The organism is Gemmobacter lutimaris, assembly GCF_003570715.1.
Classification (GTDB): Bacteria; Pseudomonadota; Alphaproteobacteria; order Rhodobacterales; family Rhodobacteraceae; genus Gemmobacter; species Gemmobacter lutimaris.
This window is the reverse complement of record NZ_QXXQ01000002.1, coordinates 418,058-435,045: the sequence shown is the minus strand read 5'-3', so window position 1 is coordinate 435,045 and position 16,988 is coordinate 418,058. Positions and strand designations below refer to the sequence as shown.

15 protein-coding genes are annotated in these 16,988 nt (G+C 66.6%); 6 read left to right on the top strand and 9 right to left on the bottom strand.

Translation table 11 applies throughout. From position 1 onward, the window contains the following. The first annotated feature begins 94 nt into the window (after positions 1–94). Genes D2N39_RS05260 through D2N39_RS05250 form a run of 3 tightly spaced genes read left to right on the top strand, consistent with a single transcriptional unit; the run spans position 95 to position 6,839 of the window. Positions 95–3,529: a transglutaminase family protein gene (locus D2N39_RS05260; protein WP_119133713.1), complete on the top strand. Its 3,435-nt coding sequence runs from the start codon at positions 95–97 to the stop codon at positions 3,527–3,529. 23 nt (positions 3,530–3,552) lie between these two features. Beyond that, positions 3,553–5,925: a circularly permuted type 2 ATP-grasp protein gene (locus D2N39_RS05255; protein WP_119133712.1), complete on the top strand. Its 2,373-nt coding sequence runs from the start codon at positions 3,553–3,555 to the stop codon at positions 5,923–5,925. Between the two features lie 5 nt (positions 5,926–5,930). Beyond that, on the top strand, positions 5,931–6,839 hold the full coding sequence (locus D2N39_RS05250; protein ID WP_119133965.1) for a transglutaminase family protein: 909 nt from the start codon (positions 5,931–5,933) through the stop codon (positions 6,837–6,839). A gap of 74 nt (positions 6,840–6,913) precedes the next feature. Here D2N39_RS05250 and clpB read toward each other — a convergent pair whose 3' ends face one another. Continuing rightward, positions 6,914–9,529, bottom strand: a complete 2,616-nt coding sequence (gene clpB, locus D2N39_RS05245; protein WP_119133711.1) for an ATP-dependent chaperone ClpB — start codon at positions 9,527–9,529, stop codon at positions 6,914–6,916. A gap of 296 nt (positions 9,530–9,825) precedes the next feature. On the opposite strand from clpB, the gene D2N39_RS05240 reads away from it, so the two are divergent. Further along, positions 9,826–10,209 carry a hypothetical protein gene (locus D2N39_RS05240; protein ID WP_119133710.1) on the top strand — a complete coding sequence of 128 codons (384 nt, stop codon included), beginning with the start codon at positions 9,826–9,828 and terminating at the stop codon, positions 10,207–10,209. Here D2N39_RS05240 and D2N39_RS05235 read toward each other — a convergent pair. The 4 genes from D2N39_RS05235 to D2N39_RS05220 are packed head-to-tail and all read right to left on the bottom strand — an operon-like array spanning position 10,185 to position 13,430. Continuing rightward, positions 10,185–11,000: a TolB family protein gene (locus tag D2N39_RS05235; protein WP_119133709.1), complete on the bottom strand. Its 816-nt coding sequence runs from the start codon at positions 10,998–11,000 to the stop codon at positions 10,185–10,187. The genes D2N39_RS05240 and D2N39_RS05235 overlap by 25 nt on opposite strands. Continuing rightward, entirely contained in the window at positions 10,997–11,770 is a 774-nt protein-coding gene (locus D2N39_RS05230) for a hypothetical protein (protein ID WP_119133708.1), read from the bottom strand. The genes D2N39_RS05235 and D2N39_RS05230 overlap by 4 nt, the downstream gene beginning before the upstream one ends. A 44-nt stretch (positions 11,771–11,814) precedes the next feature. Then, on the bottom strand, positions 11,815–12,528 hold the full coding sequence (locus D2N39_RS05225; RefSeq protein WP_119133707.1) for a copper homeostasis protein CutC: 714 nt from the start codon (positions 12,526–12,528) through the stop codon (positions 11,815–11,817). Beyond that, a complete protein-coding gene (locus tag D2N39_RS05220; RefSeq protein WP_119133706.1) occupies positions 12,522–13,430 on the bottom strand; it encodes an ROK family protein in 909 nt (302 codons plus the stop codon). The genes D2N39_RS05225 and D2N39_RS05220 overlap by 7 nt, the downstream gene beginning before the upstream one ends. A gap of 119 nt (positions 13,431–13,549) precedes the next feature. On the opposite strand from D2N39_RS05220, the gene pyrF reads away from it, so the two are divergent. Further along, a complete protein-coding gene (gene pyrF, locus D2N39_RS05215; RefSeq protein ID WP_119133705.1) occupies positions 13,550–14,245 on the top strand; it encodes an orotidine-5'-phosphate decarboxylase in 696 nt (231 codons plus the stop codon). A gap of 3 nt (positions 14,246–14,248) precedes the next feature. Here pyrF and D2N39_RS05210 read toward each other — a convergent pair whose 3' ends face one another. Beyond that, a complete protein-coding gene (locus D2N39_RS05210) occupies positions 14,249–14,875 on the bottom strand; it encodes an NAD(P)-dependent oxidoreductase (RefSeq protein WP_119133704.1) in 627 nt (208 codons plus the stop codon). Positions 14,876–14,981: 106 nt separating this feature from the next. Between D2N39_RS05210 and D2N39_RS05205 the strand changes: the two genes are divergently transcribed. After that, entirely contained in the window at positions 14,982–15,368 is a 387-nt protein-coding gene (locus D2N39_RS05205) for a winged helix-turn-helix transcriptional regulator (RefSeq protein WP_119133703.1), read from the top strand. A gap of 7 nt (positions 15,369–15,375) precedes the next feature. Here D2N39_RS05205 and D2N39_RS05200 read toward each other — a convergent pair whose 3' ends face one another. From D2N39_RS05200 to D2N39_RS05190, 3 genes are all read right to left on the bottom strand, one after another. Beyond that, positions 15,376–15,645: a hypothetical protein gene (locus D2N39_RS05200; protein ID WP_147373452.1), complete on the bottom strand. Its 270-nt coding sequence runs from the start codon at positions 15,643–15,645 to the stop codon at positions 15,376–15,378. A gap of 64 nt (positions 15,646–15,709) precedes the next feature. Beyond that, positions 15,710–15,970, bottom strand: coding sequence for an NfeD family protein (locus D2N39_RS05195; protein WP_119133701.1), 261 nt, complete (start codon positions 15,968–15,970; stop codon positions 15,710–15,712). A gap of 2 nt (positions 15,971–15,972) precedes the next feature. Continuing rightward, the gene (locus D2N39_RS05190; protein WP_119133700.1) at positions 15,973–16,854 is read right to left on the bottom strand and encodes an SPFH domain-containing protein; all 882 of its coding nucleotides are present in this window, start codon (positions 16,852–16,854) and stop codon (positions 15,973–15,975) included. Between the last annotated feature and the right edge of the window lie 134 nt (positions 16,855–16,988).

The window sequence follows — 16,988 nt, the reverse complement described above, 5'->3', positions numbered from 1 at the left end:
CATTGCCGCGAAAGCTTGCAGGATGGGGCCAGCCCCTCGCCCCCGGATGGCGCCGCGTTAGGTTGGGGGCAAACGCGACGAACGGGGGCCTTTCATGGCGATTCATGCCAGCATTCACCATCTGACCCATTACAAATACGACCGCCCGGTCACGCTGGGCCCGCAAATCATCCGCCTGCGCCCGGCGCCGCAGTCGCGCACCAAGGTGCTGTCACATAGCCTCAAGATCTCGCCCGGCGGGCATTTCGTGAACCACCAGCAGGATCCCTATGGCAACTGGCTGGCGCGCTTCGTCTTTCCCGAGCCGGTAACCGAGTTCCGCATCGAGGTCGATCTGGTCGCCGACATGTCGGTCTATAACCCCTTCGATTTCTTCGTGGAGGACAGTGCCGAGTTCTGGCCCTTCGAATATCCGCGCGATCTGGCCGACGATCTGGTGATCTACCGCACGCCCGAACCCGCTGGCCCACTGCTGGAGGCGTTTCTGGCAACCGTCCCGCGTGACAAGGCGCGGACCACCGATTTTCTGGTGGCGCTGAACGCACAGGTGAGCGGCGTCGTCAACTACACCATCCGCATGGAACCGGGCGTGCAGACGCCGGAGGAGACGCTGCATGTCAAATCCGGCTCCTGCCGCGATTCAAGCTGGCTGCTGGTGCAGGCGCTGCGCCATCTGGGGTTCGCCGCGCGCTTTGTATCCGGCTATCTGATCCAGCTGGCACCGGATGTGAAATCGCTCGATGGCCCATCGGGGACCGAGGTCGATTTCACCGATCTGCATGCCTGGGTCGAGGTCTATATCCCCGGCGCGGGCTGGATCGGGCTGGACCCGACGAGCGGCCTGTTGACCGGCGAAAGCCATATTCCGCTGGCCGCCACCCCGCATTACCGCAATGCGGCGCCGATCTCGGGCGGGTTCTCGGCTCTGGGCACGCCCGAGGTGACGTTTGACTTCGACATGCAGGTGCGGCGGGTGGCGGAACACCCGCGCATCACCAAGCCCTTCAGCGACGAGGCCTGGGACCGGCTGAACGACCTTGGCCGCAAGGTCGATGCCGCGCTGGCCGAGGGCGACGTGCGGCTGACCATGGGGGGGGAGCCGACCTTCGTCAGTATCGACGATTTCGAATCGGCCGAGTGGAACACCGCCGCCGTCGGCCCGACAAAACGTGACCGTGCCGATACGCTGATCCGGCGCCTGCGCAGCCGTTTCGCGCCGGGCGGTTTCCTGCATTACGGGCAGGGCAAGTGGTATCCGGGCGAAAGCCTGCCGCGCTGGACCTTCTCGCTTTACTGGCGGCGCGATGGCAAGCCGGTCTGGCAGAACCCCGATCTGGTGGCGCGCGAGGCGCAGGATTATCGCGTCGGCGCCGATGAGGCCGGGCGCTTCATGGAAGGATTTGCCGAAAAGCTGGGGATTTCGGCCGAACATGCGCAGCCCGCCTATGAAGACCCGGCGGAATGGATTCTGAAAGAAGCCAACCTGCCACCCAATGTCAGCCCGGAAAACAGCAAGCTCAAAGACCCCGAGGAACGCTCGCGTTTCGCGCGGGTCTTTTCGCGCGGGCTGACCGAGCCTTCGGGCTTTGTGCTGCCCCTTCAGCGCTGGCAGGCGCAGGCCCATGGCCCGCGCTGGCGGTCCGAGATGTGGAAACCCCGGCGCGGGCATCTGTTCCTGATTCCCGGTGACAGCCCGGTGGGTTATCGCCTGCCGCTGGCCGGGCTGCCCTATATCCCGCCCGCGCAATACCCTTACAGCTATCCGGCCGATACCTCGATCCCGCTGACACCGCTGCCGGATTTCCACGCGGCCCTCGCCGCCCGCCGCGCCGAGGTGCAGGCCGAGATCGACCGGCTGGCGGCGGAGGAGGCCGAAATCGCCGCGACCCTGCCCCCGGTTTCCGCAGGCCACGCCCAGCCGGGCGAGGTGAAAACGGACGAATCGCATCGCCAGCGCATCACTCCGCAGGATGGGGTGGACCCGACGCAAGGCTGGGTGCGCACCGCTATCGCCATCGAGCCGCGCGACGGGCGGCTGTGTCTGTTCATGCCTCCCTGCGAAACGCTGGAGGATTATCTGGATCTGCTGGCCACCGCCGAGGCGACGGCGGCCGACCTGAACCTGCCGGTTCATATCGAAGGCTATGCCCCGCCGCATGATCCGCGTCTGAACGTAATCCGCGTAGCGCCCGATCCCGGCGTGATCGAGGTGAACATCCATCCCGCCCACAGCTGGGAAGATTGCGTCGCAACCACCGAGGCGATCTACGAGGAAGCCCGGCAAAGCCGCCTTGGCGCTGACAAATTCATGATCGACGGCCGCCACACCGGCACCGGCGGCGGCAATCATGTCGTTGTCGGCGGCGCGACGATGGACGACAGTCCCTTCCTGCGCCGTCCCGACCTGCTGAAATCGCTGATCCTGATCTGGCAGCGCCACCCCTCGCTGAGCTACCTGTTCTCCGGCCTGTTCATCGGCCCGACCAGCCAGGCCCCGCGCATCGACGAGGCCCGGCACGACAGCCTTTACGAGCTGGAAATCGCGCTGAGCCAGATCGGCGATCCGGTGGCGGGCGGGCCGCTGCCGCCGCCCTGGCTGGTGGACCGGCTGCTGCGCAACATCCTGATCGACGTGACCGGCAATACCCACCGGGCGGAAATCTGTATCGACAAGCTCTATTCCCCCGACGGCCCCACCGGGCGGCTGGGTCTGGTCGAGTTCCGCGGCTTTGAAATGCCGCCGCATCCGCGCATGAACCTTGCCCAGCAACTCTTGATCCGCGCTATCATCGCGCGCTGCTGGAAGGCGCCGGTGAAGGGCAAGCCCGTGCGCTGGAGCACGGTGCTGCATGACCGCTTCATGCTACCGCATTTCATCTGGCAGGACTTTCTCAGCCTGCTGGATGATCTGGCGGAACATGGCTTCAAGCTTGATCCGGTATGGTATCAGGCGCAGGCCGAGTTCCGCTTCCCCTTCTGCGGGCAGGTCGAGGTCGCCAGCGACTTCGGCGCGGTGCATCTGGAATTGCGGCAGGCGCTGGAACCGTGGCATGTTCTGGGCGAAACCGGCGCCATCGGTGGCACGGTGCGTTATACCGACAGCTCGGTCGAACGCTTGCAGGTAAAGATGACGACGCTGACGCAAGACCGCTTCCGTGTGATGTGCAACAGCCGCCCCGTGCCGCTGACCCGCACCGGCACCAGTGGCGAAAGCGTGGGCGGCGTGCGCTTCAAGGCCTGGCAACCGGCGGCGGCTTTGCATCCGGTGCTGCCGGTGAACGCGCCCTTGACCTTCGACATCTATGACGACTGGACCGGCCGCGCCGTGGGCGGTTGCGTCTATCACGTCGCCCATCCGGGCGGGCGAAACTACGATACCTTCCCGGTCAATGGCTATGAGGCCGAGGCCCGCCGTCTGGCGCGGTTCGAGGCGCATGGCCATGCGCCGGGGGCCTATACACCCGGAACCGAACAGCCGCACCCCGAGTTTCCGATGACGCTGGACCTGCGCCGCGGGCCTTGGGTGTAATGTGGCGCGCATGATGTGAGTATGTGATCTTGGCCGACCTGCCGCCCCCTGCCTCCCTTCCCGGCGGCTATGCGCCGCTGGCTGGCGCTGCGGATGAATTGTTCGCGGCGGATGGCAGCCTGCGCCCGGTCTGGGCGCCGCTTCTCGATTGGCTCGGCGCACGCCCGGCCGAGGAAATCGCGGTGCGCATCGCGCGCGGGGATCAGTATCTGCGCGATGCCGGGGTTTATTTCCGGCTTTACGCCAATGATCCGGGCCAGGAACGCGAATGGCCGCTGAGCCACCTTCCGGTGCTGTTGTCCGAAACCGACTGGGCGCAGATCTGCGACGGGCTGACGCAACGGGCAGAGCTGCTTGAGGCGGTGATGGCCGATCTTTACGGCCCCGGCACGCTGGTGCGTGATGGCCACCTGCCCGCCGGTCTGGTGGCGTGCAATCCGCACTGGCTGCGCCCGATGGTGGGTATCCGGCCCCGCTCGGGCCATTTCCTGCACCATCTGGCCTTCGAAATCGGGCGCTCCCCCGACGGATCGTTCTTCGTGCTGGGTGACCGGACACAGGCGCCCTCGGGCGCGGGTTTCGCGCTGGAAAACCGTATGGCCACCACCCGGATGTTTTCCGATTTCGCGCCGCGCAGCCATGTGCTGCGGCTGGCCGGATTCTTCCGCGCCTTCCGCGCCGCGCTGGAGGCACAGGCCGGACCCGGCCGCCGCGCCGCGATCCTCAGCCCCGGTCCCAGCAACGACACCTATTACGAACACACCTACATCGCGCGCTACCTTGGCCTCATGCTGCTGGAGGGCGAAGACCTGATCGTGCGCGACGGTCAGGCCATGGTGCGCACCGTCACCGGGCTGGAGCCGGTCGGCGCGCTCTGGCGTCGGATCGACAGCGAATTTGCCGATCCTCTGGAACTGAACGAAAGCTCGCAGATCGGCACGCCGGGCATGATCGAGGCGCTGCGGGCGCGGGACCTCGGGCTGGTGAACGCACTGGGGGCCGGGGTGCTGGAGGTGCGGGCCATGATGGCCTTTCTGCCCCGCATCAGCGAGGTGCTGACCGGCGCACCCCTCAGCCTGCCAAACATCGCAACATGGTGGTGCGGTCAGCCTGCCGAACGGGATTTCGTGCTGAAGAACGCCGCGCGGCTGATGATCGGCCGCGCGCTGGACGCGGCGCTGCCCTTCGCCACAGGCGCCGAAACCGCGCTGGGGCCGGATGACACCGCCGCCCTTGCCGAACGGCTGGAACGCGAGGGCGCCGATCTGGTCGGGCAGGAGGCGGTCACGCTGTCCACCACCCCGGCCCTGCACGAGGGTCGCATCGTGCCCCGCCCCATGACCCTCCGCATCTTCGCCGCCCGCACACCTGACGGCTGGACCTTCATGCCCGGCGGCTATGCAAGGATCGGCAAGTCCGCCGATACCAAGGCACTGGCCATGCAGGCCGGCGGATCGGTCGCCGATGTCTGGGTGGTGGCAGATGCGCCAGTGCCCGATGACACGCTGGTCCCGCCGGAAATCGTGCCGCGCGCCAAGGCCGGGGCCCTGCCGTCCCGCGCAGCAGAAAACCTGTTCTGGCTGGGCCGCTATGTCGAACGCGCCGAAGGGGCGATCCGTCTGATCCGCGCCTATCACCTGCGGCTGGCCGAAACCGCCGATCCCGCCGACCCCCGGCTGCAACTGCTGGAGCGGTATCTGTCCGGGCAGGGCCTCGGTCTTGACCAGCCGGTGCCAGAGGCGCTGCCCGGCCTGATCGGCACCGCCCGCGACAGTGCCGCCAAGGTGCGCGACCGTTTCTCTCCCGATGCCTGGTCGGCGCTGAACGACCTGTTCAAATCCGCCGGGCGGCTGACCCGCAAGGTCGGCCCCGGCGCCGATGCGGCGCATGCGATGACGGTGCTGCTGCGCAAGATCTCGGGCTTTTCCGGTCTGGTGCATGAGAATATGTATCACTTCATGGGCTGGCGCTTCCTGTCGCTGGGCCGGGCGCAGGAACGCGCCGATGCCATGCTGATGCTGCTGACCACCTTCGCCGATCCCGAGGCCACTCCCGGCGCACTGGAAATCGCCATCGAGGTCGGCGACAGCGTGATGACCCACCAACGACGCTATCGCTTCGGTCCGGCGCACGGCACCGTGCTGGATCTGCTGGTGCAGGATGAAAACAATCCCCGCGCCGTGCTGTCACAGGTGGTGCAGATGCGCCAACACATCGCCCAACTGCCGCATGACCCAGCCGAGGACCGATGCACAGCCCTCGACCGGGCGCTGCTGACGCTTGACACCGATCTGCGTGTGGCCCGGCCCGAGGCGCTGGATACCGAAACCCTGATCGCGCTGCGCGGACGGCTTTACGAGGTCTCCGACCTCCTGACCGCGCGCTATCTGCGGTGATGGCCATGCGATACGCCATTCGCCTTGTCATCGACTATGACTATCCCGGTGCCTCCGATCATGTGCGCAACCTGCTGCGCCTGATCCCCGGCGACGGTCCCGGCCAGAAGTTGCTGGACGCAACCCTGACCTTTACCCCGCCCCCCGATGAACGCAGGGACGGCATGGACTTCTTCGGCAATGCCACCACTGCGGTCGCATGGCACAACCCCGTCGCCACCTGCCGGTTCGAACTGAAGGCCGAGGTTGAACGGGCCGCTCCCGCCCCGCTGGCCGATACCTCGCCCCCGCTCGCCGCGCTGGCTGCGGACCTCGCGGCACTGCCCGATATCGGCCCCGCCGCGCCGCATCATTTTCGCGCGCCCTCCCCCCGCATCCCGCCCGATCCCGCAGCGGTCGATTTCGCGCGTGCGCATCTGCGCGACACCACGCTGGCGACCGTTATTGCTCTTGGCGAGGCTCTGCATGCCGAGATGCGCTTTGATGCGGGCGCGACAGATGCCAATACGCCCCCCGCCGTCGCCTTCGCCAACCGGCATGGCGTCTGTCAGGATTTCGCGCAGGTGATGATCGGGGCGCTGCGCGGGATCGGTATTCCCGCCGGCTATGTCTCGGGCTTTCTGCGCACCGATCCGCCGCCGGGCCAGCCGCGCCTGCAAGGGGTGGATGCGATGCACGCCTGGGTGCGGGCATGGTGCGGTGCCGCGATGGGCTGGGTCGAATATGACCCGACCAATGCCAAACATCCCGGTGACGATTACATCACGGTGGCCGTGGGCCGCGATTATGCCGATGTCGCGCCGGTTCTGGGTGCCATCCGCACCGCAGGCGGGCAGGACAGCCGGCACGCGGTGGATGTAGTCCCGCTTGACATCCCCGCGCCCCCGCCCGGTCAGCAGGAAGGGGCGACCTAGACCGGCCCGACCTGCCGGGAGCGGCATCTGCCGGGTCGCCCTTATGGAAAAGGGGGCCCGAAGGCCCCCTTTCGTCAATGCACCCGCACTTCGGCCGGTTTTTCGCGCCGCGAGGCGATGACCCTTTCGCCAAGAATCAGCCCCTCAGGTCCGGCGGTCGCCGTCACGGTCGAGCCATCCAGCACCTCGCCCGCCAGGATCATCTCGGCCAGCGGGTCTTGCAGGTTGCGCTGGATCACCCGCTTCAGCGGCCGCGCCCCGAACACCGGGTCGTAACCCTCGTCCGCCAGCCAGGCTTTCGCCTCCGCATCCAGCTCCAGCGCGATCTTGCGTTGCGCCAGCCGTTTTTCCAGACGGCGCAACTGAATCTCGACGATGCCGCCCATATCCGCCCGGTTCAGCCGGTCGAAGATGATCTGCTCGTCCAGACGGTTGAGGAATTCGGGCCGGAAATGCGCCCGCACCGCCTCTTCCACCTGCCGCCGCGCCTCGGTCGGGTCGGCGCCCTCCGGCAGTTCGCTGAGAGACCGCGCCCCAAGGTTCGAGGTCAGGATGATCAGCGTCTGCTTGAAGTCCACCGTCCGGCCCTGCCCGTCGGTCAGGATGCCGTCATCCAGCACCTGCAACAGCACGTTGAACACGTCGGGGTGGGCTTTCTCCACCTCGTCGAACAGCACCACCTGATAGGGCCGGCGCCGCACCGCCTCGGTCAGCACCCCGCCCTCGTCATAGCCGACATAGCCGGGCGGCGCGCCGATCAGCCGCGCGACGGAATGTTTTTCCATGAATTCGCTCATGTCGATCCGCACCATCGCGTTTTCATCGTCGAACAGATATTCGGCGACGGCCTTGGTCAGTTCGGTCTTGCCCACCCCGGTCGGACCGAGGAACAGGAAACTGCCGAGCGGGCGGTTTTCGTCGTTCAGACCTGCGCGCGCGCGCCGCACCGCATTGGACACCGCGATCACCGCCTGTTTCTGGCCGATCACGCGCTTGCCAAGCTCTTCTTCCATGCGCAGCAGCTTTTCGCGCTCGCCCTCCAGCATCTTGGAGGTCGGGATGCCGGTCCAGCGTTCTACCACCTCGGCGATCTGTTCGGGGCGCACGGCCTCGCTGACCAGCGCCTCGCCCTCGCGGGCCTCGGCCTCGGCCAGTTTCTTCTCCAGCCCCGGAATGATGCCGTAAGACAACTCGCCCGCGCGGCCCAGATTGCCCTCGCGTTTCGCCTGATCCAGTTCGGCCCGCGCGCGGTCAAGCTGTTCCTTCAACTCGCGCGAGGCTTCCAGCTTGTCGCGTTCCGCCTGCCATTTGGCGGTCAGCCCGGCCGATTTCTCTTGCAGGTCGGCAAGCTCCATCTCCAGCTTTTCCAGCCGGTCCTTCGACGCTGCGTCATCCTCTTTCTTCAGCGCCTCGGCCTCGATCTGAAGTTGCAGGATCTGACGATCGAGCTGATCCAGTTCCTCGGGCTTGCTGTCCACTTCCATGCGCAGACGGCTTGCCGCCTCGTCCACAAGGTCGATGGCCTTGTCGGGCAGGAAACGGTCGGTGATATAGCGATGGCTGAGCGTCGCCGCCGCCACGAGGGCCGAGTCGCTGATCCGCACGCCGTGGTGCAGTTCATACTTCTCCTTGATGCCGCGCAGGATCGAGATGGTGTCTTCCACCGTCGGCTCCTCGACCATGACAGGCTGGAAGCGCCGGGCAAGTGCCGGGTCTTTCTCGACATATTTGCGGTATTCATCCAGCGTGGTTGCGCCGATGCAGTGCAGCTCGCCCCGCGCCAGCGCGGGTTTGATCAGGTTCGCCGCATCCATCGCGCCATCGGATTTGCCCGCGCCGACCAGCGTGTGCATCTCGTCGATGAACAGGATCACTTCGCCTGCGGCCGCCTCGATCTCCTTGAGGATGGCTTTCAGACGTTCCTCGAACTCACCGCGGTATTTCGCCCCGGCGATCAGCGCGCCCATATCCAGCGCCATCAGCTTCTTGTTGCGCAGGCTCTCCGGCACGTCGCCATCGACGATGCGCAGGGCAAGCCCCTCGGCAATCGCGGTTTTCCCTACGCCCGGTTCCCCGATCAGCACCGGGTTGTTCTTGGTGCGGCGCGACAGGACCTGCATGGCGCGGCGGATTTCCTCGTCACGGCCGATGATCGGGTCAATCTTGCCTTCGGCGGCGGCTTCGGTCAGGTCGCGCGCGTATTTCTTCAGCGCCTCCATCGTATCCTCGGACGAGGCACTGTCGGCAGTGCGGCCCTTGCGGATGTCGTTGATCGCGGCATTGAGGTTCTGCGCCGTGACGGCGCCCGCCGTCAGCGCATCCTTGGCGCGGGTATTCACCAGCGCCAGCGCGGTCAGGATCCGTTCCACCGGCACGAAGGCATCGCCCGCCTTCTTGGCAACCTGTTCGGCCTCGTCCAGCACACGGACCAACGAGGGGTCGATATAGGTCTGCCCCTCGCCGCCCGAAACCTTGGGCTGCTTGGCGATGGTGGCATTGACCGCCTCGTTCACCCGTTCGGGTGCGCCACCGGCGCGGCGGATCAGGTTGGAGGCAAGACCCTGTTCGTCATCCATCAGAGCCTTGAGCAGATGCTCGGGCAGCACACGCTGATGGCTTTCGCGCATGGCAATCGTCTGGGCCGCTTGCAGGAAACCGCGCGACCGTTCCGTGAACTTTTCCATGTTCATCGGCAATTCTCCTTTCAAAAGCGCCGCTTGCGAACACCCTCGAAAGGCATGTCCACGCCGGCCTCGTGCATGACATGGGCACATGCGCTGCAGAGTGCAAGACGGCTGCGGTGCCTCCGCGCAAAGATTTACGCAGGCGGCTTTCCGCAGGGCTGGCAAGGTGGTCATTTCCTTGCCGATACGCGCGACACGGGTCGGCGGCATCCGGCGCACACCCCCAGAATGAGTGCCGCAGCCCCTTGCGAAACCCCCGGCTTCGCCGCGATGCTGCCCAGCGCAAACAGAGAAAGCCCCCCATGTCCGGCCATACCCGCCCTGTCCCGATCCTGCACAAGACCCGCGTGCATGGCCTTGCCCTACATGTCGGGCGCAGCGGGCTGTGCCTGAACGACACCGTGCATCTGCGCCCCGCCGAAGATGGGCGCCTGATGGTCACCGCCTCGCTACGGCGGCATATTCTGGGCCTGATCCCGCATCGACGGCAGGTGACGCTTGGCCATCTGGGGCCACGCGCGGCGACCACGCTGGCGCCGTGGCTGGATGCACCCGAAGGGCTGCGGCTGCGCATCGTGGGCTTGACGCCCGAACATCTGGCCGGGCCGGAGGGGGCAGAGGTGCATGTTTCGGTCTGGGGTGAGCCGCTGCCGCCGCCGGCCTATGTGCCGGTCGCGGGCGCGTAGCGCATGAAGGCGAAGGCGTGGCCATCTGGTGCCCAGCAGGGCACATTCAGGCTGCCCTGCCCGCCGAACAGAACGACCAGTCGCCGCCGGTCGCTGCCATCGGGGCGCATGATCCACAGCGAGACGTCCAGATCGCGCGGATGCCCTTCGGTTCCCGGCGGATAGGACAGATAGACCACATGCCGCCCGCAGGGCGAGGGGTGTGGGAACCAGTTCACCCGGTCATCGCGGAACACCGGCCCGGCGTCGCCGCCATCAGCCGTCATCCGCCAGATCTGCGAATGCCCAGTAGCGGTAGAGTTGAACCAGATTAACCGCCCACAGGCAGAATAATCCACCCCGTCCTGATAACCTGCCCCCCGTGTCAGCACCCGCTCGGCGCCACTGTCCAGATCGGTTTCCGCGATGCGCAGGGTGCGGTCGCCCCGCGCCGCCGCATAGGCCACGCGGCGACCATGGGCACCATGCCACCATGCCGGGCGCCGGGCCACGATCTGTTCCACCACCCCCTCGACCAGCCGGTAGATGCCCGGCCCTTCAACGGTATGCGCCGTAAAAACAATGCTGCCATCGGGCAGAAAGCCGTGGTCATTGTTGCAGCGCAGCCCCGTGGGCGTGGCGATCCGTTCCAGCCCTCCGGCCGTCGCCCGCCACAAGCCGCCCTCGCCATTCACCAGAAACCAGCCCCCGGGGTGCCAGTTCGGCGCCTCGATCAGCATGGTGCTGCGCAGGATCACCCGGCAATCGCCGGTCTGCGGATCACAGACCTCCAGCGACGACCGCCAGGTCATTCGCGAGTCTTGGGCGTCAGCAGCTTGGCCGGGCGCAGCGCCTCGGCCGCCTTGAACAGTCCGAAGGTCTGGTTGACGTAATTCACCACGCCGCCGATCTGCTCCATGTATTTCTGCAATTCCGGGGTGCGCTCGGCCTCGACCACCTGCACCGGGCGATCCGGCCCCGTGCCCTCGAACTGCACATAGAACAGCGGCTCGCCGCGTTTGAGGATGATGTCCTTCTCCGGCTCGTGCCACTCGAAGGCCCACATCAAGGGGCGCGGCCAGATGTTCAGCGGAAAGCGCCCGCCGAAGATGGTGCCGGGCAGCGGGTCGCGGCGATAATGCATGAAGGCCGAAAGCTGCGTCACATAGACCAGTTCATCGGCGATGAAGCAGTAGGGCAGGATCAACTGGATCGTCGGCCGGTCGGGATAGCGCCATTCCGCCTCGTTCACCAGTGTCAGCGCCTCACCCAGCTTGTTGGCCCGGATGGGCGAGGCGGTGCCCGCGCGGTTGATCAGATGCGGCTTGCCCTTGTCGTCACGGCCAAAACCCAGATGAATGTCGAAGGGACATTTCACCATGAAATAGCGGCTTTCCAACTGGATCACGCCGGGGCAACGGCTGGCCGATTTCGCATGGGCGCGGTTGGTCTGGCGAAAGCTGACACGTTCGGGCGGGTCGTAAAGCACGGCACCCTTGTCGCTGGTCAGGAACCAGCCCACGGTGATCGGGCCGGAGCCCGGCCCTTCTTCGGGGCGGTCGAAGGTCATGTTGATCTGCATGGCGTGCCTCGTATCGGGTTTGGCGGAATCGAACCCCGGCAGGGTCAGCTTGTCAATGCGGCAGCGCGGACGAGTGCCGCTACCAGATCGGCGCGGGTTTCGCGGATTTCAGGCGCGGCAAAGCCGAAGGCGGCAGCCGCAGCGGGCGCAGGGCGCGCGGCGGCGCAGGAGGCATGGAGTTCACGCAGCCCCAACGCGGTGAACCGCGCGGCATTGGCCGCCGTCACACCCGATCCGGCCATGACCGACAGCCGCCCAGCCGCCAGCCGCTGCACCTCGGCCAGCGCCGCAAGACCTTCCTCAGCCCGCAGCGCATGGCCCGAGGTCAGGATACGGTGGAACCCAAGGGCAACCGCCATCTCCACCGCCTCGGCCCGATCCGGCGTCAGGTCAAAGCAGCGATGCAGGGTCAGCCGCATGCCATGAGCCGCTGCCACCAGCCGCGCCAGTGCCGCGCGGTGGAGCCGCCCGTCGGCGCGCGAGGCACCCAGCACCACCCCCGCCATCCCGGCGGCGCGGGCGGTGGCGATGTCGTCGCACATCAGGTCCATCTCTGCCGCGCTCCAGCAGAAATCACCGGCGCGGGGGCGGATCATGGCGAAGACCGGCAGGCCGCAGCCCGCCGCCTGCCGCATCAGCCCGGCCGAGGGCGTAAGGCCCCCCAGTTCCAGCGCGGAGCACAGCTCGATCCGCCCGGCCCCGCCCGCGACGGCGGCGGCGATGCTTTCTGGCGTGGCCGCGCAGACCTCGATCAGCATGGCACCAGTGCCTGCCAGCCGGCATGGGCCGCACCCACCAGCCCCGGATCACCGGGCAGCGCCGCAGGCACCACCACCGACCCCGGCGCCTGCCAGAGCCGCCGCGCCGATACTGCCGCATCCAGCGCCGCCACCAGCCCCGGCACGCGGGCCAGCCCACCACCCACCGGCACCGAGGTCGCGCCGACCACGTTCAGCACCATGGCCAGCGGCCCGGCCATAACCTCCAGCCACACTGCCACAGTCTCCGAACTCGCGGCATCGCCGGCCTGCCAGCCCGTCGTGATCGCCTCGGCGGGCAGGGCCTGCCCATGCAGATCACGGTGCAGGCGCTCAATCCCGCGCGCGCCACCGATGGCGTCCAGACAGCCCTCCTGTCCACAACCACAAGCGAATCGTGGCAGGGCGTGGCCCAGCGGTGCGCGATCCTGCACAGGCCCGTGGCCCCATTCCCCGGCAAAACCTCCGGCCCCGGTCACAAGCCGCCCGTCGATCACCAGCCCACCGCCGACCCCGGTGCCAAGGATAACGCCGAAGACTGTTCGATGCCCGCGCCCCGCGCCCTCGGCGGCCTCGGCCAGGGCAAAGCAATCGGCATCATTGCCGATCCAGACCGGCAGGCCCAGTGCAGTGCCCAGATCCTCGGCCGGGATGCGGCCATCAAGGCAGGGGATGTTGGCCACCTTCATCCGCCCCGACACCGGATCGACGCAACCCGCGATGGAAATGGCGATGCCCCGCACCCCCGGCCCCATCGTGGCGATGGACCCGGCCAGTGCAGCGATGAACCCTGCCAGATCCTCGCGCGGGGTGCGCATGTCCGTGGCGGGGCCAAACTGCCCCGGCGCGGCGGAACCTGCCGCCCGGATCTTCGTGCCACCGATATCGAAAACTGCCAGCATCCGCGCCTCCTGCCCCGCCTTCCTTAGCATTCTGTTGCCGGTGCCGCCCAGCCACCAGTTGACACCCCGGCGCCTTGGCGGCAAACCGCGCCGGACCACCCGTAAAAAAGGAGTATCCGATGAGCGACGACCGTCTGATCGTGGCGCTAGACGTGCCGAATGTCGTGCAGGGCCTCGCGCTGGCTGATCGCCTTGGCGATGCAGTATCCTTTTACAAGATCGGGCTGGGGATGCTGACCGGCGGCGGTTTCGCACTGGCGAACGAGTTGAAGCAGGAACGCGGCAAGCGGGTGTTTCTGGACATGAAGCTGTTCGACATCGGCGCCACTGTCGAAGCGGCGGTGCGCGGCATCGCGCAATATGACCTCGATTTCCTGACCGTGCATGGCGACCCGCAGGTGGTGCGGGCTGCGGCCGAGGGGCGGCGCGGCAGCAACACCAAGATCCTTGCGGTAACGGTGCTGACCTCGCTCGACCGGGCCGATCTGGATGCGAACCTGATCGTGCCGGGCGACATCCACGAAATCACGCTGGAACGCGCCGCCCGCGCGCTGGAGGCCGGGGCGGATGGCGTGATCGCCAGCCCGCAGGAGGCCGCGATGATCCGCGCGCTGCCGCAGGCGGCGGGGCGGCTGATCGTCACGCCGGGGGTGCGCCCCGCTGGTGCCGCTCTGGGCGACCAGAAGCGCGTGGCGACCCCGGCGCAAGCCATTGGCGACGGCGCCGATCACATCGTGGTCGGCCGCCCGGTCTGGCAGGCGGCCGATCCGGCCGCCGCCGCCCGCGCCGTCATCGCGGAACTGCCGCCGCGCTGAGGCTCAGTAGCCGATCGTCATCATGCCGCGGCGGTGGGCGGGGGTTTCCAGTTCGTCCACCAAAGCCACGGCATAATCCTCGGCACTGATGCGGCTGTTGCCCTCGGCGTCGGAAATCAGCGTATCGGTGCCCAGACGGAAGCTGCCTGTCCGCTCGCCCGGCTGGATCAGCCCCGCCGGAGCGAAGAACGTCCAGTCAAGATCCGAGTCGCGCAGCCGGTCACGCACGGCCTTCATGCCGGTCGCCTCAGCCTTATATTCCTGCGGCAGATGCGGCAGCAACGGGCTGCCATCAGGCAGGTTCAGCGATCCGGCGCCGCCCACCAGCACCAGCCGCCTGCCGCTTGCCTTTGCCGCCTGCATCACCGCCGCGCCGATCTGGCCCATCTCGGCCACCGCATCGCCCGTGCTGCGCGGAGAGGCGGCGGCGACGATCACATCCGCCTGCGCGGCCTGCGCGGCCAGCCCTTCGGGATCGGCGGTATCCACCGCCACGGGGTGCACCTGCGCCGAAGCCGCAATGCGTTCTGGCCGCCGGGCGCCCGCGATCACCTCATGTCCGCGCGATACCGCCTCGGCCAGAATACGCGAACCGATCATGCCGCTTGCACCAATCAGAAAGATCTTCATTGCCTGTTTCCTTGCTATCAGATTACGATAAGTAACCTGATACGCCCCGACCGAGGGCACCGGAATACGCATTCTTTCGTCACATGGTAACACCGGGGGAACCGCCTTGCCGCCACGCGACCTGACCAACCAGCCCTGCCCGATCCGCGATGTGCTGGACCGGATCGGCGATGCCTGGTCCTTGCTGGTTCTGCTGGAACTGTCGAACGGGCCTTGCCGGTTCAATGCCTTGCGCCGGGTGATCGACGGAATTTCGCAGCGTATGCTGGCAGTCACGCTCCGCCAGTTGGAACGGGATGGGCTGATCACGCGCACGGTCTTGCCGCTGTCACCGCCGCAGGTGGAATATGCAGTGACCTCGCTTGGAACCAGTCTGATCACGCGGCTCGAACCTCTGCGCGACTGGGCCACCTCGCATCAGCCCGAGGTCTGGCAAGCGCGGGCCCGTTATGATGCGCGTCAGGCCGCGCCCGTGGTCGAGGGCGCGACCTGACGGCCAGTCAGTTACCCGCAGGTGCCGGTTCTGCCGGAGCCGCACTTTCAGAAGGGCTTGGCACGGCCGGGCTTTCAATCGTCAGATTGACATCACCGCCTTGCGGGGCAGACGAAGGCCCGCCCGTGGGATTGGCCATGGCAAACCAGAGGATTGCCAGAACTGCCACCACGCCGCCCAGAACGAACAGCATGAAGCCGGTGGCAAAGCCACGGTTTTCCGAAGTATGGATATGGGTTGTCCGAGGCGACGCCTCGCGCATGTTGTTGTCGGTCATCATCTTTCCCCTTGTCCGGGTTTCTGGCGGACCAACGTGGCAGGCGCGGGGCGGGTTCCCCTATTCAGTCATTGATGTCGCGCGTCCAGCGCTTCACCTCGCCGCGCTGATGCGGAAAAATCCGGCGCAGCACCGCCCAGGCAGCCACCGAAACCAGCGCGAAAACCGCGATCTGGGCAGGCAGCGCCAACGTCAGCAGCCCGGTCCAGAGACCAAGGCCGACCGCCAGCGCCCCCAGCGCGAAACCAAGGAACACATATCCCGGCGCCAGCACCTCGACGATGCCCAGAACGAAGCCCCCGGCGACCCAGAGCCACCAGGCCATGATCAGCCCCGCCCTTTCAGCATCTGGAAGGCATTGCCGAACGCCTCCAGCGCCTGTGCGGGCATGAGGATGGTCTGCTTGCCGTCGCCCCTGGCAACCTCCGACAGAGCCTCCACCTGTTTCAGCGCCACCTGATATTGCGCCGCCTCCAACCCGTTTTCCCGGATCGCCTGCGCGATGACCCCGGTCGAATAGGCCTCGGCATCGGCAAGGATGCGGCGGGCCTTGGCCTGCTGCTCGGCCGCATAAAGCTCCGCCTCGGCGTTCAGCTCTACCGCGCGCTTCTTGCCCTCCGCCTCGGTCACCTGCGCGCGGCGGGCGCGTTCGGCATTCAACTGCTGAAGCATCGCGGCACGGGTCGCCTCGTCCAGATTGACGTCAAGAATTTCGGCCCGCGTCACCTCGATCCCCCAGTCATCGACCATCACAGCGACCTGCTCGCGCACCTTGGCGATAAGGTCGGCCCGGTTCGATTGCACCTGATCCAGCTCCAGCTTGCCGATTTCCGACCGCACGATCCCGGCGACCGTGGTGGCAATGGCGCCATCCACATCGCGGATACGGTAGACGGTCTTTTCCGGCTCGGTGATGCGGTAGAACACGCTGGTTTCCACTTTCACCAGCACGTTGTCGGCGGTGATCGCGTCCTGGCTGGCATTGGGCAACTGCCGTTCAAGGATCGAGACCTTGTGCGCGATCCTGTCAAGGAAGGGCACGACGAAGTTCAACCCCGGCCCCAGCACCGCGCGCAGCCTGCCAAAGCGTTCCACCACATGCTTCTGGCTTTGCGGCACGATCCGCACGCCAAGGAAGATGCAGAGGATGACAAAGGCGGCAAGCGCAAGAAAGATGGCGTTGCCACCGATGAGGGTTTCGAAATCCATGACAGATAACTCCGGTATTCAATCCCCGCCAAGATGGACTTCACAAACCGCCTGATCAATAGGCAAGTGATTCCACCGCACAGGGCCAGATTGTCGGGACAGATCAGCGCATATTTACGCCATGTCGATGATAT